A 21,834-nucleotide genomic window follows, 5' to 3' on the forward strand; every position below is an offset into this window, starting at 1 on the left:
AGCCACGGGAGTAATGGTTTCGTCTCAGGTTTGTGGCCCGCCCGGCCCCTCCCCGTTTCCAACCGGTGATTAACTACCCGCAAGGTAGACCGAACCGACCGGCCCCGTAGGGCGGTGGCGGGCACTCCTCGGCCACAGGCGGCAAGCAGCGATTCAGGCGGCGTCAGCCTGGCCCTGACGGCTTCCCCATCGCCGCTTCGGCGGAGGGCGCCGCCGGCCCACCGCGGACGCGCATAGGCTCCGACCAGCGCCCCACCGACCGTCCCCCGGCGCAATACTTTGGTCCACTAACCAAGTTCGTCGTTCCATTTCAAGCTACCAAGTTTTTAAGAATTCTCTGTCAATCGCCTGACCGACATCGCGGTACGACGCGGTTGTCCAGGCAAAAGGTGGGACGACCTTGGATTTTGTTAGCGATCAGTTCGCTTGCACCTAACCTACTTTCAAGTAACCTTTCGTTCCCGTGGCAGTCGTCACGCCTACGTAACTAGGAGACCAATGCAACACCGTGCCCCCGCCCCGTGGGTCGCCGCAAGCGTCGCGCTCTTCGGAGCCGGTTCTGTGGCCGCCACGACGGCCGTCGCGCCCCTGCCCGCCCAGCCGGCCCTGCACTCCCATGCGGTGCAGCTGACGGCCAGCTGGGACGACGTCTTGCAGACCGCCGAGGCCAACGCCACCGACATCTGGAACCACTTCTCCGCGGCGCCGTTCGCGGGCCTGCAACAGCAACTGGCCAACCAGATCGGCTACATCCAGGGCCTGGCCGACGGCTCGCTGAGCTTCGCCGACGTCACCAAGGACATTCAAGATCACTTGACTGCCCTGTTCGGCGCACCGGCGACCGAAGACACCGCAGCGGTCCCCGGTGCCCTGTTCGGGCCGTTCCTTCCCGAGGGCGGTGCCACCGACACGCTGTACCAATCGCTGGATGACGTGGTGAAGGCCACCGACGGGCTGCTCGCTGTCCGTTGGCATCTGACGTGGGGCATTGTCACGGCATCTGAGGTATCGGCGTGTCTTTGCCAATCTATCTGGGGTACTGCCCGTAGCCTCGACTCAGTGTGCGCTGCAACGGTGGCGGCATGGCCGCAGGTCACTCGACCTGGCGGACCCGGGCATACCCCCAACCGCCCAGCACACCGTTCCGACACGTCGGACAGCCGATCTCGCCGGCCAAAAGCCGGGACTCGACGCAGGCCAAATCAACCTCTACCGTCACCATCAGTGCCTGCGAGCACTACAGCGCGGCACCCAGCGAGCCGACAAAGACTTTAGCGGGGTGTCGCGCACCCATCAGTTACCTCGTCACACTGATGGTGAACACGAGCCCAAGCAACCGGCAGATCCGGCCGACCGGCCTATCGGCAACCCCAGTGGCGAATCCCCACCCCGTGGTCGTCACCCAGAGAGACGGTCAACATCCGTTCTCGCTTGACCTGAGGCACTGTTTGCTGCCTGACCAGCGGTTGAATTATCGCCGGCCGGTGTGGTTGCGGGTTCCCTGTCCTTGTGTCGGTGGGAGGCGAGGAAGTCGTCGACGATGCGTGTGCAGTCGTGGGCAGTCATGGTGCGCAGGCCGGTCATCCGCGCGAAGGCGAATGGCCCGATGAGTTGGCACAGTACGAGTTCGACGTCGAAGTCGCCGAGTTCAGCGCGGGCTTCGGCGCTTTGCAGTATGGCGTCGAAGGGTTGTCGGTATTGGTCAATGACTCGTGCGCGCAGGGCCCTAGGGGCGTGCTCGGTACTGGCGTGATCGGTGGTTGCGGTGGGGCCCAGGGCGAGCCAGGCCAGCGCGGTGACGTGCAGCGGGGCGTCGTCGAATAAGGCGGCCTGGCGGGTGAGCAGTTCGATGAGCCGTTCGCGCAGCGTTCCACTGGCGGGTGCAGGCGGGGTGACTTGGGGCAGTAGCCGCTCGAAGGTCGCTGCAAGCAGCTGCGACGAGCTGTTGAAATGACGGTAGAGGGTGGTGCGAGCCACCTTGGAGGCTTTGGTGACCGCATCAATGGTGACGGCCTCAACGCCGCCGCTGGTGAGCAGTGCGGCCGCTGCGTCCAGTAGGCGATTGCGAGACCGGATCCGGCGGGGGTCGATGTCGTCATCGTCCTTGCTGTCATCGTGGCCGAACTGCAACCGGCTGCTCACCTCGCTCACCTCGCTGCTTCCGGGTTTTTGGCCGGCGTTGCGCGCTTGGGCCGATTATGGCACCAACGGTAGCCCAGCGAAACGGTTCGTCGCTGGCAGTGCCATCGTGTTCCGGATTGGCTCCGTGACACCCAGTGATTGCTACCGCTAGTAGTGTAGCGCTACCAATAGTACCATTTGTGCATCGCTCGACGGTTGATGGAGGCGCCATGTACACCCAATGGATCCAAGCGTGCACTGTGCAGCGGGTGTCGCTGCGTGGCGGGCTGATGTTGGGCTTCGATGACGGCAATGAGGTGGTCATCTACAGTCCGCTGCTGCTTACGTTGCCCGCTGTCGGTGACTTTCCGATCGAGGCAGTGTTCATCGACCCCGCCCGGGTCGCGACTCATGAGATCCCACTGCTGGACTTCGCCGGCGCGGTGTGCACGCAGGCATGGTGCGGTGATGGCGGTGCGCTGCACCTTGGCTTTTCGAGCGGACACGGCATCGACGTTGACGCCCATCCGGAGGTCACCGCCTGGGAGTTGTACGGCCGGCACCATGGCTACATGGCGTGCCTGCCGCAAGGGCGGGTCCGGGTGGTCCGCTATGACGTCCCCGAGGCCTACGACTCCGAGGTAGATCTCGCCGCACGTCGTTAATGGTTCATTCCGCAATGGCCTACGCCGGGCCGCGCGTGGGGCCCGGAATAGCACCCGTTTCGACCACTGTGGCACTATGAGTAGCGTAGCGATATCGAAAGTTTCGTTTGATGGGGGGTGGGGTGATCGACGGCGATCGGGACTTCTCGGGTACCACAGCGACACTGCCGAAACGGACTGGCGGTTCGGCCCCTGCGGCCGCTTCCAGCGAGTACAGCGTGCGATTGGCCGCCCTGGCCGGGTTCACGGTGCGACACAAGGCGCTGGTGATGGGGGCATGGGTCGGCGTTGCGCTCGTGCTGGCGCTGCTGTTTCCTCAGCTGGAGACGGTGGTGCGGCAGCAGTCGGTAAATCTGCTCCCCGGCGATGTCCCGTCGTTTCAAACGGTGGACCGCATGAGCGCGGCGTTCAGCGAACAGGGTTCCAAAACGATGGTGTTCGTGGCGATGGAAGACCCCGCCGGGTTAACCCCCGCGGTGCGGCAGCACTACGAGCAGCTCGTGGCGCGGCTCAGCGCCAACACCGATCACGTCCTGCTGGTTGAAGACTTGCTGGCCGACCCTGTCACCGCGGCCCACGCGGTCAGCAACGATCACCAAGCTTGGTATCTGCCGGTGGGTGTGGCTGGCACCCTGGGTGACCCCACCGCGGCCGCCTCCGTGCAGGCGGTGCGCGATATCGCCGCTGGGGTGTTCGCCGGCACGTCGACCACAGCGTATGTGACGGGGCCGACGGCGACCTTCAGTGACATGATCGCCTCTGCCGAGCATGACCTGCTGCTGATTTCGATCGCGACTGCCGGCTTGATCGCGCTGATCCTGCTGATCGTGTACCGGTCGGTATTCACCGCGCTGCTGCCGCTGCTGGTGATCGCAGTGAGCCTGGCCGTTGGGCGCGGTGTGCTATCGGTACTGGGCGAGCTGGGCATGCCTGTCTCGCAGTTCACCGTGGCGTTTATGACCGCGATCCTGCTGGGTGCAGGCACCGATTACACCGTATTCTTGATCAGCCGCTATCACGAGCAGCGGCGCACACACGTGCCCGCCGACCAGGCCGTTATCCACGCTACCGCCAGCATCGGTCGGGTGATCCTGGCCTCGGCGGCCACCGTCGCGTTCGCGTTTTTGGCTATGGTGTTCGCCCGCCTGAGTGTGTTCGCCGCGCTCGGCCCTTCGTGTGCGGTCGCAGTGCTGATCGGATTCGCAGCCACCGTCACACTGCTGCCGCCGGTGCTGGCGCTCGCGTCCAAACACGGCATCGGCGAACCCAAATCCGATCGCACCCGCCGGTACTGGAACAGCGTCGCGGTCGCGGTGGTCCGGCGCCCCGGCCGGTTATTGATCACCAGCCTGGTCATATTACTGCCCTTGGCAGGAGTCGCAGCGACAATGAAAATCAGCTACGACGACCGCAAAGGCCAGCCCGCCAGCACCGCGAGCAACCAGGGCTACCAGCTGCTGGACCACCACTTCGGCAAAGATATCGTCATCCCTGAATTCCTGGTGGTGGAAAGCCCCACCGACATGCGCACCGGTAAGGGGCTGGCAGACCTCGACGAAATGGCCTCCCGCATCTCCCAGATCCCCGGCGTCACCAAAGTCTCCGGGATCACCCGGCCCACCGGAGAGCGCCTCGAACAGGCCCGACTCTCGTGGCAGAACGGCCAGATCGGTGACAAGTTGGCTGGCGCCGTCGCCGACGGCAACGAACGCAAGGACGACCTCACCAAGCTCACCGACGGCGCCGACCAACTCGCCAGCGGGCTCGCACAGCTTGACACCACCCTGCGCAGGGCTTTGACACCACTGACCGGGATACTGGCTCAAGCTCAGTCCGCGGGCGCTCAGGCCCAGCAGTTCCGACCGTTGCTCCAACAGCTTTCAGCGACCGCCCCGGCCATCGACCACGCAATCCAATCCGGCCCCGGGCTGCGACCTTTGGCGGAACAAGCCCAAAGCGCCATCACAATCCTCGACCCCCTCGCCGCCGCCCTCAACACCTCCCCGTGGTGCCTCACCACGCCGCAATGCGCCCAGATCCGTGATCAGGTTCAGATTCTGGTGAGCTTGCGCGACAGCGGATTCTTCACCGAGGTCGCCGACCTCGGTGACCACTACAACCCCACCAGCAACGCCACCGTGGCTGGCGCCCTCACCGATGTCCAAAACGCGGTGACCGGCCTGGACAAGGCCTTCGGAGCCCTCGGTGATCCCACTGATCTGGCCGGCAACATAGGTCGACTCCAAGACGGCATCAGTCGACTCGCCTCGGGCGCCCAAGCACTGGCAACCGGCGTGCACACCTTGGCCGACAGCAACATCGAACTGCTGTCCGGGATGAGCCAGATCGCCACCCAACTGCAGAACTCGGCTCGCGCCAGCGCCTCCTCAGACTCTGCCAGCGGCTTCTACCTGCCCGCCAACGTCTTCGAGAACCGCCGATTCGCCGATGTGGCGAAACAATTCCTGTCAGCCGACGGCAAAGCCGCACGCTTCGCCATCGAATCGACACCCGACCCCTACAGTGGCGCAGCAATCCGCCTGGCGCACGAGATCGTCGACGTTGCCAACGCGGCGCGCCCCAACACATCACTGGCAGACGTCACCGTCTCGGTTGCCGGGTTCCCCGCCGTCAACTCCGACATCCAACGGCTGCTGCGGGCGGACTTCGCCCAACTGGCCATCGCCACCCTGCTCATTGTCGGCCTCATCCTCGTGGTGTTGCTGCGCGCCGTGCTGGCCCCGCTGTACCTGCTGGGCACCGTCGTGTTGAACTACCTGGCCTCACTCGGCATCGGCGTCCTGATCTTCCAATGGGGACTCAACTACGAAATCGCCTGGCCGGTGCCGCTGTTGGCATTCATCATCCTGGTAGCAGTCGGCGCCGACTACAACATGCTGCTCGTCTCACGGCTGCGCGAAGAATCCGGACCCAACATCCGCGTCGGCGTACTACGCACCGTCGCCAACACCGGCTCCGTCATCACCTCAGCCGGCCTGATCTTCGCCGCCAGCATGTTCGGCCTCACCACCGGCTCGATCGCCATCATGATCCAGGCCGGCCTCATCATCGGCTGTGGGCTCCTCCTCGACACCTTCCTGGTGCGCACCCTCACCGTCCCCGCCATCGCCACACTGCTGCGCGAAGCCAGCTGGTGGCCCAACGTGCGGCACCGTCATCGCGGCCGACGGACCCGACAAGTTGCTGATCGTAGATCCACTAGCGAATCGGCCAGGCATGGTCAGGATGGTCAGGGCGTACCGGGAAGCGGTGAACGAGGCTGATGGGACCGAGCCGACGGCACGAGCGCGGGCTCGTGTCTCATGCTTCGGGTCCCAGCCGGAGCCAAGCAGTGTTCCTTCTGGCCGACAGCCCGGGCCCGCGCTCGTTCCCCGCCACGAAAGTCCACTTACCCCAGTTCAAATGGCAAACCATCCGCTGCCGATTGTCACTTGATCTGAGGCACCGCAGGTCAGCGTCCCCGACCTGCCTCAGATAGATCGACAACGGACACTCGCCGGCATCATCGATCACAGCACCCTTTTCGGGATGCTCACCGATTCGACCGTCCTGCCGGGCATCGTCGAATCCCTCGGCTTGGACGAGAGTGCGGTGCCGCTGGTAGCGGCAGTGCTGAACTTCGCCGGTTCCTCGCTGAGCGGTGTTTTGATCGGGCAGATCAGCACCATGCTCAGCCCGGTGTTGCAGGTCAACGAGGACCTGGCCAACATCTCCGCGGCGCTAACGGGCGGTGACCCGGACTGGGACGCGGCGTTGCAGCATCTGACCGACATGCCGGCCAACGTCGTCAATGCCTATCTCAACGGTTACGGCGAAGTCGACCTGATGCCGCTCCTGGATCAGCTGGGGATCGCCCTGCCCGCCCTGACGCTGCTCGATTTGCCCACATACATCACCGAGCTGAATCTGAACCTGGGCGGACTGCTCAGCTCTGGTGGCTCGATCTTCGATGTCATCGGCATGGGCGCCGGAACCGACGCGCTGGGCGAACCGATGGACCTTTTCAGCCTGCCGGGCGTCGCGGTCGGCCCGATCGCATCCATGGTGGAGTTCTCCCAGTCCATCGCGATGGCCCTCGGCTGGGACGGCAGCAGCGACATCCTGGGCGGCCTGTTCTAAATCGCTCAACCGGCTAGATCGCTCAACCGCACCGTGTGGCCCCCTCGGGGGTCACACGGTGCGGTTTTGTTTGGACCCGTGCTGGCTTTCACGACCGCTCGACGGTTTGTGCCACACCATCTAGATCGCACCATCGGGTCAGCGCCAATCGATCGGTTCTCACAGAAGTATTACTGACTCCGCCCGGACGCCTTAAATATCGGGCTTACCTTGGGTTTCAACGGGTCGAAAGCAGTGACTCCCGCAGAACGTCACCGCCGCATACTCGCCCGACGAGCGAAAAGGATGAGCACGCAATGTTGATCGACTTTCGGTGGCTGCAGTTCATCTTCGACCACCGCGACCACCAGGGTTCCCGCCACCTGCCGCTGACTCGCCGCGCCACCGCCGGCTGAGGCAGCCGGGTACTACCCGCCGCAGGCGGCCAGTACCAGTTCCCGCACTCGGGCGGCGTCGGCCTGCCCCTTAGTGGCTTTCATAACCGCACCGACAATGGCGCCGGCGGCCTGTACCTTGCCACCCCGGATCTTCTCGGCCACATCAGGATTGGCGGCTAAGGCTTCGTCGATCGCCGCCTGGATCACCGAGTCGTCACGCACCACGACGAGGCCGCGGTCGGCCATCACCTGGGCGGGCTCTCCCTCGCCGGCGAGCACCCCTTCGACCACCTGTCGAGCCAGCTTGTTGGAGAGCTCGCCCGATTCCACCAGCGCCACAACAGCGGCCACCTGCTTGGGTGTGATGGCCAGGGCGTCGAGTTCGACACCGGCCTCGTTGGCCTTCTGTACCAGGAAGTTTCCCCACCAGGCCCGGGCCGCCTCGCTGGATGCGCCGGCCGACACGGTGGCGGCCACCAACTCAACCGCGCCCGCGTTGACCAGATCGCGCATCACCTCGTCGGAGACGCCCCACTGCTCCTGGATCTTCTTGCGGGACAGCCACGGCAGTTCCGGGATGGTCTCCCGCAGCCCTGCCACCAGCTCCGCCGATGGCGCCACCGGCTCCAGATCGGGCTCAGGGAAGTACCGGTAGTCCTCGGCGGTCTCCTTTGCACGGCCCGGGCTGGTGTAACCGGCTTCGTGGAAGTGCCGGGTCTCCTGAATGACGGTGCCGCCTCCGGTCAGCACCGCGCCCTGGCGTCGCATCTCGTAGCTCACCGCCACCTCGACGCTCTTGAGCGAGTTGACGTTCTTGGTCTCGGTTCGGGTGCCGAATTCGGTTGCCCCGGTGGGCTTCAGCGACACGTTGGCGTCGCAGCGCATCGAACCCTGGTCCATCCGCACGTCAGAAACGTCCAACGCCCGCAGCAGATCCCGCAGCGCCGTCACATAAGCCCGAGCGATCTGCGGTGCGCGTTCAGCTGCGCCGGTGATCGGCTTGGTGACGATCTCGATCAGCGGCACGCCGGCCCGGTTGTAGTCGACCAGGGATTCGCTGGCACCTTCGATGCGACCGGTGTCGCTGCCCACATGGGTGAGCTTGCCGGTGTCTTCCTCCATGTGGGCGCGCTCGATGTCCACCCGCCACACCGACCCGTCTTCCAGCGGCACGTCCAGGTAACCGTTGAATGCGATCGGCTCGTCGTACTGGGAGATCTGGTAGTTCTTCGGCTGGTCGGGATAGAAATAGTTCTTGCGGGCAAACCGGCACCAGGAGGCGATGTCGCAGTTGAGCGCCAGCCCGATCCGGATCGCCGATTCGACCGCGGTGGCATTGAGCACCGGCAGCGAACCGGGCAGGCCCAGGCACACCGGACAGACCTGAGTATTCGGCTCGGCGCCGAATGCCGTCGAGCATCCGCAGAACATCTTGGTGGCCGTAGACAGCTCGACGTGCACTTCCAGGCCCAGTACCGGGTCGAAGCGGGCGACGACGTCGTCGTAATCGAGCAGTTCAGCGACAGCAGCGGTCATGGCGCAAAGTCTAGGTGACCCACTCAGCCAGACTTGGTCACACCGGCCAGTCCTCCATCCGGTAGGCGGCGTCGAAGAACATCCATTCATAACGGGCGGCGGTGTGGAAATGCCGGCGCATCAGCTCCCACTCCGCTGCCGGCAGATGTGTACCGATGCGATCGGCGACGGCAAGCACCGCCTCGACCACCGCCTGATACTCCTGTCCCGCGTACGTATCGATCCAGCGCTGGAACAGCGGCTCCGGTGAGCCGTGGCGCTGCAGGTGCTCACCCACCCGGGCGTAGACCCAGTAGCAGGGCAGCACTGCGGCGACGGCCTCGGCGTACGAGCCGGAGCCGGTGACCGCCAGCAGATAGCTGGTGTAGGCCTGAGTCGTCGGGGCGATCGGCAGTGCGGCGGCAGCTTCGACGTCGACCCCCAGATCCGCCAGCAGCCCGGCATGCAGTTCCGCTTCGGCGGTGATCGCCGCGCCTGCGTGCTCGGCGAACATCGTCAGCTCCGACTCGATCGGCGCCTTGGCCGCGCAGATCGCCAGTGCCCGCGCGTAACCGCGCAGGTAGTGCGCGTCCTGTACCAGGTAGTAGCGAAACTGGTTGCGCCCCAAGGTTCCCTTGGTCAGACCGGTGACGAACGGATGCTCGCAGATCTGCCGGTAGATTCCGTCGATATGCGCCCACAGCCGCTCCCGGTTCCGCTCGGTCATACCTCACGGTAGGTGACGCCGCCCTAGACTGTGCCCCATGCCCGACCGCAACGTACTGGGCGGCCCGCTGGAGCCGTGCGGCAGCGACCCGATCACCGGCTTCTACCGCGACGGCTGTTGCTCGTCAGGGCCCGAGGACATCGGACGGCACACGATTTGCGCCGTCGTCACCGGCGAATTCCTGGAACACCAGCGCTCGATCGGCAACGACCTGTCCACGCCGATGCCGGCCTACCGGTTCCCGGGGCTGGTGCCCGGCGATCGCTGGTGCGTCACCGCGCTGAACTGGTTGCGGGCCCACCGCGACGGCTGCGCCGCGCCGGTAGTGCTGGCCGCCACCCATGAACGCACTCTGGAGGTGGTCGCGCTGGAGGTGCTGGCCGACTACGCCGTCGACGTACCCGACGACCCAAGCGACCTGTGACCGAGGATCGCCGAACGCCCTGATTACTGCTGCTGCTGGCGCCGCTTGACGTACAGGACGAATTCCTCGACCAGCAGGCCGTCTTCGGGGCAGTCGGCAATCACTGACCCGGCCAGCAGCCGCCCGGTCTGATCCTCCGGCAGACCACTGGTCGCCAAGATGTGATCGACAGCATGCCTGACCCCCGCCAGGTTCGGCTGTTCGTTGATCAATGCGCAGACGTCGCCACCGTGGTCGGTGACGTAATCGCCGATGAGGTCACCGCTGGCGTGGGCCGGCGTCGACAGCACCAGCCCCATCGGCAGACCGCACAGCACCGCGGCAGATAACGCCATCTTTCCCATACCCCACCCCCAGCCTTCATCCATCAGGCAACACGAAGCACAACCTCACCATTGTGAGGTCATTTCGCGATGTTGTCACGCCACACGCGCGTCAGCCGAAGAACGCCGCCGCATCGTCGTAGCGGCTCTGCGGCACCACTTTGAGCTGTCGGACCGAGTCGGCCAACGCCACCCTGCCGATCTCCTGCCCACGCAGCGACACCATCATTCCGTATTCGCCGGCGTGGGCGGCGTCCGCGGCGTTGACGCCGAAGCGGGTCGCGAGCACGCGATCGTAGGCGGTCGGGGTTCCGCCGCGCTGCACGTGGCCCAGCACCGTGGTGCGGACTTCCTTCTTGACGCGCCTTTCGATTTCGACAGCGAGCTGGGCGGCAACACCGGTGAACCGCTCGTGGCCAAACTCGTCGACGCCGCCAGCGCGTAACTCCATGGAGCCCGCAGCGGGTTTGGCGCCTTCGGCGACGACGCAGATGAAGTGTGACGACCCGTGCTGGAAGCGTTGTTTGACCAGCCGGCACACCTCTTCGACATCGAAGGGTTGCTCGGGGATCAGTGTCATGTGCGCACCGGTGGCCAGGCCGGCGTTGAGCGCAATCCAGCCGGCGTGGCGGCCCATCACCTCGACCAGCATGACCCGCTGGTGAGATTCGGCGGTGGAGTGCAGCCGGTCAATGGCGTCGGTGGCGACCTGCAGGGCGGTGTCGTGGCCGAATGTGACGTCGGTGCAGTCGATGTCGTTGTCGATGGTCTTGGGCACCCCGACCACCGGGACGTTCTCCTGCGACAGCCAGTGCGCCGCAGTCAAGGTGCCCTCACCGCCAATAGGGATAAGCACATCGATGCCGTTGTCGTCGAGGGTCTGCTTCACCTGATCCAGGCCGGCGCGCAGCTTGTCCGGGTTCACCCGGGCGGTCCCGAGCATGGTGCCGCCCTTGGCCAACAGCCGGTCGTTGCGGTCGTCATTGGCCAACTGGACGCGTCGGTTCTCCAACAGACCGCGCCAGCCGTCTTGGAAGCCAACCACCGTGGAGCCATAGCGGGCGTCGCAGGTGCGCACCACCGCCCTGATCACCGCGTTCAATCCGGGACAGTCGCCGCCGCCGGTGAGCACTCCTATCCGCATAGTGCCCATCTTGCCGGGTCGGCTGCGTCTTCACCGGCGAGCAGACGTAAAAGCTCCCAATTCACCGCGTTTCAGGGCGCTTTTGTGTCTGCTCGGCGGACTAAATCGCGCTGGCCAGCTCCCCGCGGGCGGCCTCATAGGCCGCACCCACCCGGTACAGCCGATCATCGGCCAGCGCCGGCGCCATGATCTGCAGGCCGACCGGCAGCCCATCGTCGGCGGAGAGCCCGGACGGCACCGACATGCCGCAGTGTCCGGCCAGGTTCAGCGGCAGGGTGCACAAGTCGAACAGGTACATGGCCAGCGGGTCGTCGACCTTCTCCCCCAACCGGAATGCCGTGGTGGGCGTCGTCGGCGAGATCAGCACGTCCACCGACTTGTACGCCTCGTCGAGGTCGCGCGCGATCAGCGTGCGCACCTTCTGCGCCTGGTTGTAGTAGGCGTCGTAGTAGCCCGCCGACAGCGCGTAGGTGCCGAGCATGATGCGGCGCTTGACTTCTGGGCCGAAGCCGGCCGCGCGGGTCAGCGCCATCACTTCCTCGGCGCTGTGGGTTCCGTCGTCGCCGACCCGCAGCCCGAAACGCATCGCATCGAAGCGGGCCAGGTTGGACGACACCTCCGAGGGCAGGATCAAGTAGTAGGCGCTCAGCGAGTAGTCGAAGTGCGGACAGTCCACCTCGGAGATCTGCGCGCCCAGCGCTTTCAACTGTTCGACGGCGGCGTTGAACGACGCCAGCACACCTGGCTGGTAGCCCTCGCCGCTGTGCAGCTGACGCACTACCCCGATCCGCACCCCCGACAGATCACCGGTAGCCCCGGCGCGTGCGGCGCCCACGACGTCGGGCACCGGTACGTCCAGGGAGGTGGAGTCGCGCGGGTCATACCCGGCGATCACCGAGTGCAGCAGCGCGGTGTCGGCCACCGTGCGTGCGCACGGCCCGCCCTGGTCCAGCGACGACGCGCACGCCACCAATCCGTAGCGGCTCACGGTGCCGTAGGTGGGTTTGACGCCGACGGTCGCGGTCAGCGCGGCCGGCTGGCGAATCGAGCCGCCGGTGTCGGTGCCGATGGCCAGTGGCGCCTGGAATGCGGCCAATGCCGCGGCACTGCCGCCGCCGGAGCCGCCCGGCACGCGCTCGACATCCCACGGGTTGCGGGTCGCACCGTAGGCGGAGTTCTCCGTCGACGAGCCCATGGCGAATTCGTCCATGTTGGTCTTGCCCAGGATCGGGATGCCCGCTGCGCGCAGGCGCGCCGTGACGGTCGCGTCGTAGGGGGCCCGCCAGCCCTCCAGGATCTTCGATCCGCACGTGGTGGGCGCGTCGACGGTGGTGAACACGTCCTTGAGTGCCAACGGGACCCCGGCCAGCGCCGACGGCGCCTCACCGGCGGCAATCGCCTTGTCGGCGGCCTCCGCGGCGGCCAGGGCTTCATCGGCCCCGACGTGCAGGAAAGCTCCGTACCGGTCGTCGGTGGCCGCGATCTGGTCGAGGTGGGCGCGGGTGACCTCGACCGAGGACACCTCGCGGGCGGCGATCTTGGACGCCAAGGTGGCCGCGTCGGATCGGATCAGCTCACTCACTGGCTCTCCCCCAGGATCTGCGGAACCGCGAAGCGGTTCTCGGCGGCGCGCGGCGCGGCGGCCAGCGCCTCGGCCTGGCTCAACCCGGCGACGATCTCGTCCGGCCGGGTGACGTTGACGTCCTTGAGCGGGTTATCGGTCGCCTCGACGCCAGTGACGTCGACTGCCTGAATCGTGCTGACATGGGTCAGGATCGCATCAAGCTGGCCAGCAAAGCCGTCCAACTCGGCGTCGGTCAGCGCCAGCCGGGCCAACCGGGCCAGGTGAGCTACGTCGTCACGAGAGATCTGGGACACGGGTGCAAAGCCTAGCGTCGGTCGCAAGCGCGGCGAAGCCGGGCGCGGCGGGCCGACGCCATCGGATCAGTCGGTCGCAAGCGCGGCGAAGCCGGGCGCGGCGGGCCGACGCCATCGGATCAGTCGGTCGCAAGCGCGGCGAAGCCGGGCGCGGCGGGCCGACGCCATCGGATCAGTCGGTCGCAAGCGCGGCGAAGCCGGGCGCGGCGGGCCGACGCCATCGGATCAGTCGGTCGCAAGCGCGGCGAAGCCGGGCGCGGCGGGCCGACGCCATCGGATCAGTCGGTCGCTCACGTCGAGCGTAAAGCCAGCGTGCGGTAGCGAGCGTGAAGTCAGACTCACTCGCGGCGGGCCAGGACGCGCTGTGGGAAGGTTTGCCCATGCCTTCCTATCTGCTGCGTGTCGAACTCGACGACCGCCCCGGCAGCCTGGGGTCGCTGGCCGTGGGTCTGGGCTCCGTAGGCGCCGACATCCTGTCGCTGGACGTTGTGGAACGTGGCAGCGGTGCGGCCATCGACGATCTGGTGGTCGACCTGCCGCAGGGAGCGATGCCCGATGTGCTGATCACCGCCGCCGAACGGTTGCCCGGGGTTCGGGTGCACAGTGTCCGACCGCACACCGGGCTGCTGGACGCCCACCGTGAACTCGAGCTCATCGACCACGTCGCGGCGGCAGGTGACCGCAGCGCCAAGTTGCAGAAGCTGGCCGACGAAGCGCCGCGGGTGCTGCGAGTCAGCTGGTGCACGGTGGTGCGCAGTGACGGAGACGACGGGACGTTCCGTCGCCTCGCGGGCAGCCCGGGAACCCCAGAGACCGACGTCGGCGCGGTGCCGTGGCTGCCGATCGAGCAGGCGGCTGCCCTGGACAACACCGCCGCCTGGGTGCCGGCGGTATGGCGGGAGATGGATATCGCCCTGGCGGCCGCGCCATTGGGCAACCCGCGCACCGCTGTCGTCCTGGGCCGCACCGGCGGTCCGGCCTTCCTGCCCGCAGAAGTGGTCCGGCTGGGTTATCTGGCCGGGATCGTGGCGACGCTGCTGCGCTAATCCTGCGCGGCAGTACCTTCAGACGCGCCATTTTCGGGGGCTTCCGGTGCCTCCGGACCGTTTTCCAGCAGGGCCCGGAAACCCTCTTCATCCAGAATCGGCACGCCGAGTTCGACGGCCTTGTCGTACTTCGACCCGGGCGCATCGCCGGCCACCACGTAGGCGGTCTTCTTCGACACCGAACCGGCCGCGCGGCCACCGCGGGCGATGATGGCCTCCTTGGCCTCGTCGCGGGAGAAGCCGGTCAGCGAGCCCGTCACCACGATGCTGCACCCCTCCAGTGTGCGTTCGATGCTCGCGTCGCGTTCGTCGGCCATCCGTACCCCGGCGGCCCGCCACTTGTCGACGATCGCGCGATGCCAGTCGACGTCGAACCATTCAGTGACTGCGGCGGCGATGGTGGGCCCGACGCCCTCGACGGCGGCCAACTGTTCGGTGGACGCCGCGGTGATCGCGTCCAGGTTGCCGAATTCGGTGGCCAACGCCCGGGCCGCGGTCGGTCCGACGTGCCGAATCGACAAGGCCACCAGCACCCGCCACAACGGTTGGGATTTGGCCTTGTCCAGATTGGCCAGCAGTTGCCGGCCGTTCTTAGACAGCGCGCCACCCTTGGTGGTGAACAGCTCGGTACGCAGCAGGTCGTCTTCGGTGAGGGTGAACAGGTCACCCTCATCGGTGATGACCCCGGCGCTCAACAGCGCAGTCGCCGCCTCATAGCCCAGAGCTTCGATGTCGAAGGCGCCGCGGCCGGCAACGTGAAACACCCGCTCGCGCAGCTGCGCCGGGCAGGACCGCGAATTGGGACAACGGATGTCGACGTCGGCTTCCTTGGCCGGCGCCAGCAGCGTTCCGCATTCTGGGCAATGGGTCGGCATCACGAACTCGCGCTCGTTGCCGTCGCGCAGATCGACCACGGGCCCGAGTACCTCGGGAATCACGTCGCCGGCCTTGCGGATCACCACGGTGTCGCCGATCAGCACACCCTTGCGCTTGACCTCCGAGGCGTTGTGCAAGGTGGCCAGGCTCACCGTGGAACCGGCGACCTTGACCGGGGTCATGTAGGCGAACGGCGTGACCCGGCCGGTGCGCCCGACGCTGACCCGGATGTCGAGCAGCGTGGTCTGCGCCTCTTCGGGCGGGTATTTGTAGGCCACCGCCCAGCGCGGCACCCGGGAGGTGGCGCCGAGCCGGCGCTGCAGGGCCCGGTCGTCGACTTTGACCACCACGCCGTCGATTTCGTGTTCGACATCGTGTCGATGTTCACCCCAATAGGTGATGCGTTCGGCCACCGCGGCCATGCCCTCGACGCGGGCGGTGTGTGGAGAGACCGGCAGGCCCCAGGCCTGCATCGCGCGGTACGCGGCGTGCAGCGTGTCGGGGGTGAATCCCTCGGCGTAGCCCAGGCCGTGGCAGACCATGCGCAGGTTGCGCCGGGCGGTGATCGCCGGGTTCTTCTGCCGCAGCGAACCGGCCGCGCTGTTGCGGGGGTTGGCGAACGGTGGCTTGCCCTCGGCGACCAGTCCCGCATTGAGGGTTTCGAAGTCCTCCAGCCGGAAGTACACCTCGCCGCGCACCTCGAGCACGGCCGGGACCGGGAATTCGGTGTCGGTGTTGAGGAATTCCGGGATGTCGGCGATGGTGCGCGCGTTCAACGTCACATCCTCACCGACCCGGCCGTCGCCACGGGTGGCCCCGCTGCTCAACCGGCCGTCGCGGTAGACCAGCCCGAGCGCCACACCGTCGACCTTGAGTTCGCACAGATAGGTGGTGTCGCCGCCGATCTCGCCGCTGACCCGGCCCGCCCAGGCGGTCAGTTCGTCGGGCGAGAACACGTCTTCCAGCGACAGCATTCGCTCCAGGTGTTCAGCGGGCGCGAACTCCGTGGTGAAACCGGCGCCGCCCACCAGCTGGGTGGGTGAGTCGGCGGTACGCAACTCCGGGTGCGCCTCCTCCAGCGCGAGCAGCTGGTTGAACAGCTCGTCGAAGTCGCCGTCGGTGATGATCGGCGCGTCTTTGACGTAGTAGCGGAACTGGTGTTCGCGCACCTCTTCAGCCAGATCGTGCCACTGCCGCCGGAGGTCGGGGGGCACGCTGTCGGCCTCTGGACTCACCCACGCAGGTTATCTGCTCTGACTACCCTGGCGGCATGCCGCACCCGATCATGTACCGCGACGACGACCCTGGTCTGGCGGAGCTGCGACGCGTCGCGCTGGGCTTTCCCGAAGCCTTCGAGAAGATCTCCCATGGCCGCCCGGTGTTCTGCGCACCCAAGATGTTCGCGATATACGGCGGTAACAGCAAGGCCACCGGCGCGATGGTGCCTTACCCCCATGCGCTGCTGGTGAAGGTCGATGAGTCCGAGCGACGGGCGCTCGCACAAGACCCGCGATTCTTCTTGCCGATGTATCTGGGCCCGTCCGGCTGGCTGGGACTGGATTTCGATGCAGCTGAGGTGGATTGGGACGAGGTCGGCGAGCTGGTCGACGCCTCGTTTCGGCTGACCGCATCGGCGCGGTTGATCCGATCTCTGGACGGGGACTAATCCTCGCCGTTCTCCACGAACGCCCGCAGCCGCTCAATCGCGGCGTCCCAGCGGCGCGACAGTCCGGTGAGGTAGTCGCTGGCTTCGGCCAGCTGCTGCGGCCGTACTGCCCAGATGCGTTCGCGGCCACGACGACTGCTGGTGACCAGACCCACCGTCTCCAACAGCTGCAGGTGCTTGGTGGCCGCCTGGCGCGTCACCGGAATCGCGTGGGTGAGCTGCGAGGTCGAACACGGCCCGCCTTCGCAGAGGCGCCCGATGATCCGCAGCCGGTTCGGGTCGCCGAGCGCATCGAAAACCGGTGCCTCAATGCTCGTCACGTCCGCTGCAACTCCAGGTATCGGCGCACCAATCTGAGCTGATGCGCCCAGCCGTCGGCGTTGGCCTCGAATGCGGTCGATCGCCGCGACGGCGGCAGCGCGTCGAAACCGCTCTCGACAATGGTGAGCAATACCCCGTCGGGCGTCTCGGCCAAGGTGAACTCCACTAGCGTCATCGGTTCGTCCTCGACGTCGGCGTCGACGGCGAACGGGTGCCAGCGGTAGGCGAACCGCCGCTGCGGTTCGACCGCGACGACGTGCCAGGTTCCCCGGTTCCCGGCATGGGGCTCCTGTAGCCGTGCGACTTCGGCGTCGACGCTGGTCGGGGTGACCGCCCCGGTCACGGCGGTGCCGGCGACGAACGGCCCGTCGAACCGGACGCCGAACCACTGCCCGAACTCCCCCGAGTCGCTGATCGCGCGCCACACCCGCTCCAGCGTCGCGCGCAGCACGACCTGTTTCTCCATACGATCGGCACTCATATGCAACCTCCCGGTTGCCTTTCAGTACAGCAGGCCGACGATCAATGCGCAACCTTTTAGTTGCTTTTAGATCGCCTCGGGGTCGCTGGCCAGCGCCTCGCCCACCTTGCGCACCAGCCCTACCGCGGTGCGCGCCCACGCAGCGCCGGCGCCGGCCATCCCGCAGACCGGGCTGATCCCGACCCGCTCGGCCAGCACCGAGCGGGGGAATCCGATCCGGTCGGTGATCGCCGCGACCGCGGTCGCCAGCTCTTCGACGTCGGGCGTCCGCGCCGGGGCGAGCGCGGGAACCAGCCCCATCACCACGGTGCGACCGGAGTCGACGAAGGCGCCGATCTGGTCGTAATCGCTCGCTTCCAACCCGGTGCAGTCCAACGCCACCGCAGTGATAGCGCTGCGCTGCAACACATTCCACGGAAGTCCCGATGCACAACTGTGCACCAGCACCTCGCCCCCGATGGTGTCGGCGCAGCCGTCGAGCAGCGCAGTGGCCACCGCCTCGTCGATGGCGGCCACCGGGCTCAACGCGGTCACGCCGGCCAGCCGGCCGGTCACCGCGGCGGCCAGGGACGGCTCGTCGAGCTGCACGATCACCGGCGTGTCGAGCCGGCGCGACAGGTCGGCCCGGTGCGACTTGAGGCCCTCGGCCAAAGACGCGGCCAGGTCCCGCACCGCACCAGGGTCAGTGATCGCTCGGTGCCCATTGGCCAGCTCCACCTCCGCGGCCAAGGTCAGTGGACCGGCAGCCTGCACCTTGACCGGGTGGCCGCTACCACGCAGGCCGGCGACTTCCCATGCCTCTTCCAGCGCATCGGCGTCCTCACCGAGCAGGCTCACCGCGCGCCGGCTCACCGCTCCGGGACGCGCCGCCAGCCGGTAGCCGCGCGGCGCGGTGTCGATGGCGATGTCGACCAGCAGCGCGCCGCTGCGACCGATCATGTCGGCACCCACCCCGCGCCCCGGCAGCTCAACCAGGTGGGCCAGGCTGCCGCCCAACTCACCGACCACCACCTCGGCCGCTGCGCGCGCCGAGGTGCCCGGCCACGACCCCAGTCCGGTCCCAGTGGCGAAAGCACTCACCGGGCAACCGTATTGAAGTGACATGACCCCGGGCACGGCGGGCTAGCCTTCGATGGTGAGGATGACGCGGCTGGTGCCGATCTGGGTGGTGGCTGCAGCGGTGGTGGGCTGCACCCGCCTGGTCGATGGGACGGCACTGCCCCCCGCGGCGCTGCCGGCGCCTGCCGGCGTCGTGGATCTCGGCCGGATCATGCTCGGTACCCCCCGGATGCGCGCCATCGTCGGTGCCGACGAGCAGCTGACGGTCATCCCCACCATGGATTCCAGCTCTCCCACGGACATCGACGACCTCGCCGCCACCATCCCGCCGCCGTGCCGCTTCATCTTCGCCGAGACCGCGGTGTTCGGATCTACCGCGACGCGTTTCCACAAGACCACCTACCAGTACCCGCCCAAGGCCGCGCTGGTCTCCGAGGGCGCTGCCATCTACCCCGACACCGCGGCCGCCCATCACGTGCTCGACGTGTTGGTGGCCAGGGTCGCCGAGTGCGCCGACACCTCGGCCGGGCCGGGGCTGGTCAGCGACTGGGATGCCGACGGCGCGTCCCTGCGTACCCACGCCGGGGACTGTGGCCGGGCCTATCAGGTCAAGTCGGTGGTGCTGTTGGAAGTCACCTACTGCGGCTTTTCCGAGTCTGACGCCGATTTGGTGGTGACGAACATGGCTTCGGCGGTGCCCGGGTAGGCGCACTGCCCTGCGCCGAACGTGCATCCAGGGCGAAAAAATCGCCGCCGGATCGTCGCACTCAGTACACGTTCGACGCTAAAGCTGACGCTATGCGCCGGTGGCCGCGATGGTGGCGCTGGCGATCACTTCGTCGCCGTGCGCGTCCGGGCGGTAGCAGGCCAGAGTCTGGCCGCGGGCCACGCCGCGCAGCGGCTCGCGCAGCCGCACCTGCAACATGTCACCGACCAGTTCGGCCACCGCCCCGACCGTCTCACCGTGGGCGCGCACCTGCACCTCACACTCGACTGGGCCGCGCCACGGCTGCCCGGAGGTGAACACCGGCGCCCGCCCGGTCAGTTCCACCACGTTCAAATCGGCGACCGACCCAACGGTGACGGTGCCGGTCGCGGCGTCGATACCGGTCACGTAGCGCGGCTGGCCGTCCGGGCCGGGCCCGGCGATGCCCAGGCCCTTGCGCTGGCCGATGGTGAAACCGTGCACCCCGTCGTGCTGCGCCAGCACCGAGCCGCCGGTGTCCACCACGGCACCGGGCCGTACGCCGATGTGACCGCCGAGGAAGGTTCGGGTGTCGCCGGTCGGGATGAAGCAGATGTCGTGGCTGTCGGGCTTGCTCGCCACCGCCAGGCCGCGTTCGGCGGCTTCGGCGCGGATCTGCGGCTTGGGGGTGTCCCCGATCGGGAACGCCGCGTGCCGCAGCTGCTCGGCGGAGAGCACCGCGAGCACATAGGACTGGTCCTTGTCGGCGTCCACCGCGCGCCGCAGTCGACCGTCGGCGAGCCGGGCATAGTGACCGGTGGCCACCATGTCGAATCCCAGCGCGAGGGCTCGGGCGGCCACCGCGGAGAACTTGATCTTCTCGTTGCACCGCATGCACGGGTTGGGCGTCTCGCCGCGGGCGTAGGACTCGACGAAGTCGTCGATCACCTCGTCCTTGAACTGCTCGGAGAAGTCCCACACGTAGAACGGAATGCCCAGCACGTCGGCGACGCGGCGGGCGTCGTCGGAGTCTTCCCTGGAGCAGCACCCCCGCGAGCCGGTGCGCAGGGTGCCCGGGTTGCGTGACAGTGCCAGATGCACGCCGACCACGTCGTGGCCGGCATCGACCATGCGGGCCGCCGCCACCGAGGAGTCCACTCCGCCGCTCATCGCGGCCACTACCTTCATCGCCCCACTCCCGCAGCCGCCAGCATCGCCTGGCGGGCCCGGTCCACCGCGCCGGGCAACACCGCCAACACAGCGTCGACGTCACCGTCGACGCTGGTGTGCCCCAACGACAGTCGCAACGATCCGCGGGCCGCGACCGGGTCGGCGCCCATCGCGGTCAGCACGTGCGAAGGCTGCGGCACACCGGCGGTGCAGGCAGACCCGGTGGAGCATTCGATGCCGTTGGCGTCCAACAGCATCAGCAGCGAGTCGCCTTCGCAGCCGGCGAAGGTGAAGTGCGCGTTGCCGGGCAGGCGCTGGGTGCGCGACCCGTTGACCCGGGTGTTGTCGATCCGGGCGAGCACGCCGTCGATGAGCCGGTCGCGCAGGCCCGCAACCCGCTCGGCGGTGGCCTCCAACGAGTCCACGGCGACCTGGAGTGCCGCAGCCATACCGACAGATCCGGCGACATCAGGTGTGCCAGAACGGATATCACGCTCTTGTCCCCCGCCGTGCGTGAGCGGAACGCAGGTCACGTCACGACGAATCAGCAGCGCACCGGTGCCGCACGGCCCGCCGAACTTGTGAGCGGTCAGGCTCAGCGCGGACAGTCCGCTGGCACCGAAATCGACCGGCAGCTGCCCGACGGCCTGCACCGCGTCGGAGTGCATCGGCACCCCGAACTGCGCGGCGATCGCGGCCAGTTCAGCGACTGGCAGGACCGTTCCGACTTCATTGTTGGCCCACATCACCGACACCAGGGCGACGTCGTCGGCCCGGCCGCCGTCCAGCTCCTTGCGTAGCGCCTCCGGTGACACCGACCCGTCGGCGTCGGTGGGCAGCCAGGTGATCTCGGCGCCCTCGTGTTCGGCGAGCCAGCCCACCGCATCCAGCACGGCGTGGTGCTCGACCTCGGTGGTGATGATCCGGCGCCGCTGCGCATCTGCGTCACGGCGGGCCCAGTAGATGCCCTTGACGGCCAGGTTGTCGCCGTCGGTGCCGCCGGAGGTGAACACCACCTCCGACGGGCGCGCACCCAGCCGTGCCGCGATGGACTCCCGGGACTCCTCCATCCGGCGGCGCGCGGCCCGGCCGGCGGCGTGCAGCGAGGAGGCGTTTCCGACGGTGCCCAGCACAGCTGTCATCGCCTCGATGGCCTGCGGGTGCATCGGGGTGGTGGCTGCGTGATCCAGATAGACCATGACCTGCCCAGGATAGC

Annotated in this window: 21 protein-coding genes; 8 read left to right on the forward strand and 13 right to left on the reverse strand. The window is 67.2% G+C overall.

Annotation, left to right across the window (positions count from 1 at the left end):
• The first annotated feature begins 561 nt into the window (after positions 1 to 561).
• Positions 562 to 1,275: a hypothetical protein gene (locus MJO54_RS23835; protein ID WP_205843462.1), complete on the forward strand. Its 714-nt coding sequence runs from the start codon at positions 562 to 564 to the stop codon at positions 1,273 to 1,275.
• Between the two features lie 123 nt (positions 1,276 to 1,398).
• On the opposite strand, the gene MJO54_RS15615 is transcribed toward MJO54_RS23835, so the two are convergent.
• A complete protein-coding gene (locus tag MJO54_RS15615) occupies positions 1,399 to 2,142 on the reverse strand; it encodes a TetR/AcrR family transcriptional regulator (RefSeq protein WP_046189997.1) in 744 nt (247 codons plus the stop codon).
• A gap of 209 nt (positions 2,143 to 2,351) precedes the next feature.
• Between MJO54_RS15615 and MJO54_RS15620 the strand changes: the two genes are divergently transcribed.
• The 3 genes from MJO54_RS15620 (at position 2,352) to MJO54_RS15630 (ending at position 6,926) form a co-directional block, all read left to right on the forward strand.
• Entirely contained in the window at positions 2,352 to 2,786 is a 435-nt protein-coding gene (locus MJO54_RS15620; RefSeq protein ID WP_046189984.1) for a DUF6188 family protein, read from the forward strand.
• 110 nt (positions 2,787 to 2,896) lie between these two features.
• The gene (locus MJO54_RS15625; protein ID WP_188108924.1) at positions 2,897 to 6,070 is read left to right on the forward strand and encodes an MMPL/RND family transporter; all 3,174 of its coding nucleotides are present in this window, start codon (positions 2,897 to 2,899) and stop codon (positions 6,068 to 6,070) included.
• A 265-nt stretch (positions 6,071 to 6,335) separates the two neighbouring features.
• Positions 6,336 to 6,926, forward strand: a complete 591-nt coding sequence (locus MJO54_RS15630; RefSeq protein ID WP_105295693.1) for a hypothetical protein — start codon at positions 6,336 to 6,338, stop codon at positions 6,924 to 6,926.
• Between the two features lie 407 nt (positions 6,927 to 7,333).
• On the opposite strand, the gene gatB is transcribed toward MJO54_RS15630, so the two are convergent.
• Both gatB and tenA read right to left on the reverse strand, forming a co-directional pair.
• Positions 7,334 to 8,839 carry an Asp-tRNA(Asn)/Glu-tRNA(Gln) amidotransferase subunit GatB gene (gene gatB, locus MJO54_RS15635; protein WP_046286730.1) on the reverse strand — a complete coding sequence of 502 codons (1,506 nt, stop codon included), beginning with the start codon at positions 8,837 to 8,839 and terminating at the stop codon, positions 7,334 to 7,336.
• Between the two features lie 37 nt (positions 8,840 to 8,876).
• On the reverse strand, positions 8,877 to 9,545 hold the full coding sequence (gene tenA / locus MJO54_RS15640) for a thiaminase II (RefSeq protein WP_105295692.1): 669 nt from the start codon (positions 9,543 to 9,545) through the stop codon (positions 8,877 to 8,879).
• Between the two features lie 37 nt (positions 9,546 to 9,582).
• Between tenA and MJO54_RS15645 the strand changes: the two genes are divergently transcribed.
• Complete coding sequence (locus MJO54_RS15645) at positions 9,583 to 9,969, forward strand: DUF2237 family protein (RefSeq protein ID WP_046286732.1); 387 nt, start codon at positions 9,583 to 9,585, stop codon at positions 9,967 to 9,969.
• 23 nt (positions 9,970 to 9,992) lie between these two features.
• Here the strand turns inward: MJO54_RS15645 and MJO54_RS15650 are convergent, their stop codons facing one another.
• The 4 genes from MJO54_RS15650 to gatC form a co-directional block, all read right to left on the reverse strand.
• Positions 9,993 to 10,304 (reverse strand): hypothetical protein, encoded by a 312-nt coding sequence (locus MJO54_RS15650; protein WP_233428806.1) that lies wholly within the window; start codon positions 10,302 to 10,304, stop codon positions 9,993 to 9,995.
• A 100-nt stretch (positions 10,305 to 10,404) separates the two neighbouring features.
• Positions 10,405 to 11,436, reverse strand: coding sequence for an ATP-dependent 6-phosphofructokinase (locus MJO54_RS15655; RefSeq protein WP_105295691.1), 1,032 nt, complete (start codon positions 11,434 to 11,436; stop codon positions 10,405 to 10,407).
• Positions 11,437 to 11,536: 100 nt separating this feature from the next.
• Entirely contained in the window at positions 11,537 to 13,018 is a 1,482-nt protein-coding gene (gatA, locus tag MJO54_RS15660; RefSeq protein WP_046286735.1) for an Asp-tRNA(Asn)/Glu-tRNA(Gln) amidotransferase subunit GatA, read from the reverse strand.
• On the reverse strand, positions 13,015 to 13,314 hold the full coding sequence (gene gatC / locus MJO54_RS15665; RefSeq protein ID WP_046286736.1) for an Asp-tRNA(Asn)/Glu-tRNA(Gln) amidotransferase subunit GatC: 300 nt from the start codon (positions 13,312 to 13,314) through the stop codon (positions 13,015 to 13,017). Before gatC ends, gatA begins: the two co-directional genes overlap by 4 nt.
• Positions 13,315 to 13,694: 380 nt before the next feature.
• Between gatC and MJO54_RS15670 the strand changes: the two genes are divergently transcribed.
• Complete coding sequence (locus tag MJO54_RS15670) at positions 13,695 to 14,360, forward strand: ACT domain-containing protein (protein ID WP_064890058.1); 666 nt, start codon at positions 13,695 to 13,697, stop codon at positions 14,358 to 14,360.
• On the opposite strand, the gene ligA is transcribed toward MJO54_RS15670, so the two are convergent.
• Positions 14,357 to 16,471, reverse strand: a complete 2,115-nt coding sequence (ligA, locus tag MJO54_RS15675) for an NAD-dependent DNA ligase LigA (RefSeq protein ID WP_046286076.1) — start codon at positions 16,469 to 16,471, stop codon at positions 14,357 to 14,359. The two genes, MJO54_RS15670 and ligA, sit on opposite strands and share 4 nt — an antisense overlap.
• A gap of 35 nt (positions 16,472 to 16,506) precedes the next feature.
• Here ligA and MJO54_RS15680 point away from each other — a divergent pair, with 35 nt between their 5' ends.
• Entirely contained in the window at positions 16,507 to 16,902 is a 396-nt protein-coding gene (locus tag MJO54_RS15680) for an MmcQ/YjbR family DNA-binding protein (protein ID WP_046286075.1), read from the forward strand.
• Here MJO54_RS15680 and MJO54_RS15685 read toward each other — a convergent pair.
• The 3 genes from MJO54_RS15685 to MJO54_RS15695 all read right to left on the reverse strand — a co-directional run bounded on the left by MJO54_RS15685 (position 16,899) and on the right by MJO54_RS15695 (position 18,784).
• On the reverse strand, positions 16,899 to 17,222 hold the full coding sequence (locus MJO54_RS15685; RefSeq protein WP_240175148.1) for an ArsR/SmtB family transcription factor: 324 nt from the start codon (positions 17,220 to 17,222) through the stop codon (positions 16,899 to 16,901). The genes MJO54_RS15680 and MJO54_RS15685 overlap by 4 nt on opposite strands.
• Positions 17,219 to 17,704 carry an SRPBCC family protein gene (locus MJO54_RS15690; protein WP_240175149.1) on the reverse strand — a complete coding sequence of 162 codons (486 nt, stop codon included), beginning with the start codon at positions 17,702 to 17,704 and terminating at the stop codon, positions 17,219 to 17,221. Before MJO54_RS15690 ends, MJO54_RS15685 begins: the two co-directional genes overlap by 4 nt.
• Before the next feature lie 66 nt (positions 17,705 to 17,770).
• Positions 17,771 to 18,784, reverse strand: coding sequence for a uroporphyrinogen decarboxylase/cobalamine-independent methonine synthase family protein (locus tag MJO54_RS15695; RefSeq protein ID WP_240175150.1), 1,014 nt, complete (start codon positions 18,782 to 18,784; stop codon positions 17,771 to 17,773).
• Positions 18,785 to 18,836: 52 nt separating this feature from the next.
• Here MJO54_RS15695 and MJO54_RS15700 point away from each other — a divergent pair, with 52 nt between their 5' ends.
• A complete protein-coding gene (locus tag MJO54_RS15700; protein ID WP_240175151.1) occupies positions 18,837 to 19,469 on the forward strand; it encodes a sensor domain-containing protein in 633 nt (210 codons plus the stop codon).
• A 90-nt stretch (positions 19,470 to 19,559) separates the two neighbouring features.
• Here MJO54_RS15700 and mnmA read toward each other — a convergent pair whose 3' ends face one another.
• Both mnmA and MJO54_RS15710 read right to left on the reverse strand, forming a co-directional pair.
• The gene (mnmA, locus tag MJO54_RS15705; protein WP_240175152.1) at positions 19,560 to 20,636 is read right to left on the reverse strand and encodes a tRNA 2-thiouridine(34) synthase MnmA; all 1,077 of its coding nucleotides are present in this window, start codon (positions 20,634 to 20,636) and stop codon (positions 19,560 to 19,562) included.
• Complete coding sequence (locus MJO54_RS15710) at positions 20,633 to 21,817, reverse strand: cysteine desulfurase family protein (protein ID WP_046286079.1); 1,185 nt, start codon at positions 21,815 to 21,817, stop codon at positions 20,633 to 20,635. Before MJO54_RS15710 ends, mnmA begins: the two co-directional genes overlap by 4 nt.
• Positions 21,818 to 21,834 lie beyond the last annotated feature (17 nt).

This window comes from Mycolicibacter virginiensis (genome assembly GCF_022374935.2).
GTDB classification, from domain to species: Bacteria; Actinomycetota; Actinomycetes; order Mycobacteriales; family Mycobacteriaceae; genus Mycobacterium; species Mycobacterium virginiense.

What these genes read in the sequence shown, in the direction of transcription:
- MJO54_RS15710 (WP_046286079.1), bottom strand. Translation starts at nt 21,817, where the DNA reads ATGGTCTATCTGGATCACGCAGCCACCACCCCGATGCACCCGCAGGCC.
- mnmA (WP_240175152.1), bottom strand. Translation starts at nt 20,636, where the DNA reads ATGAAGGTAGTGGCCGCGATGAGCGGCGGAGTGGACTCCTCGGTGGCG.
- tenA (WP_105295692.1), bottom strand. Translation starts at nt 9,545, where the DNA reads ATGACCGAGCGGAACCGGGAGCGGCTGTGGGCGCATATCGACGGAATC.
- MJO54_RS15670 (WP_064890058.1), top strand. Translation starts at nt 13,695, where the DNA reads ATGCCTTCCTATCTGCTGCGTGTCGAACTCGACGACCGCCCCGGCAGC.
- MJO54_RS15625 (WP_188108924.1), top strand. Translation starts at nt 2,897, where the DNA reads ATGGGGGGTGGGGTGATCGACGGCGATCGGGACTTCTCGGGTACCACA.
- gatB (WP_046286730.1), bottom strand. Translation starts at nt 8,839, where the DNA reads ATGACCGCTGCTGTCGCTGAACTGCTCGATTACGACGACGTCGTCGCC.
- MJO54_RS15645 (WP_046286732.1), top strand. Translation starts at nt 9,583, where the DNA reads ATGCCCGACCGCAACGTACTGGGCGGCCCGCTGGAGCCGTGCGGCAGC.
- MJO54_RS15655 (WP_105295691.1), bottom strand. Translation starts at nt 11,436, where the DNA reads ATGCGGATAGGAGTGCTCACCGGCGGCGGCGACTGTCCCGGATTGAAC.
- MJO54_RS15700 (WP_240175151.1), top strand. Translation starts at nt 18,837, where the DNA reads ATGGTGAGGATGACGCGGCTGGTGCCGATCTGGGTGGTGGCTGCAGCG.
- MJO54_RS15630 (WP_105295693.1), top strand. Translation starts at nt 6,336, where the DNA reads ATGCTCACCGATTCGACCGTCCTGCCGGGCATCGTCGAATCCCTCGGC.
- MJO54_RS15690 (WP_240175149.1), bottom strand. Translation starts at nt 17,704, where the DNA reads ATGAGTGCCGATCGTATGGAGAAACAGGTCGTGCTGCGCGCGACGCTG.
- MJO54_RS15620 (WP_046189984.1), top strand. Translation starts at nt 2,352, where the DNA reads ATGTACACCCAATGGATCCAAGCGTGCACTGTGCAGCGGGTGTCGCTG.
- MJO54_RS15650 (WP_233428806.1), bottom strand. Translation starts at nt 10,304, where the DNA reads ATGGCGTTATCTGCCGCGGTGCTGTGCGGTCTGCCGATGGGGCTGGTG.
- MJO54_RS15680 (WP_046286075.1), top strand. Translation starts at nt 16,507, where the DNA reads ATGCCGCACCCGATCATGTACCGCGACGACGACCCTGGTCTGGCGGAG.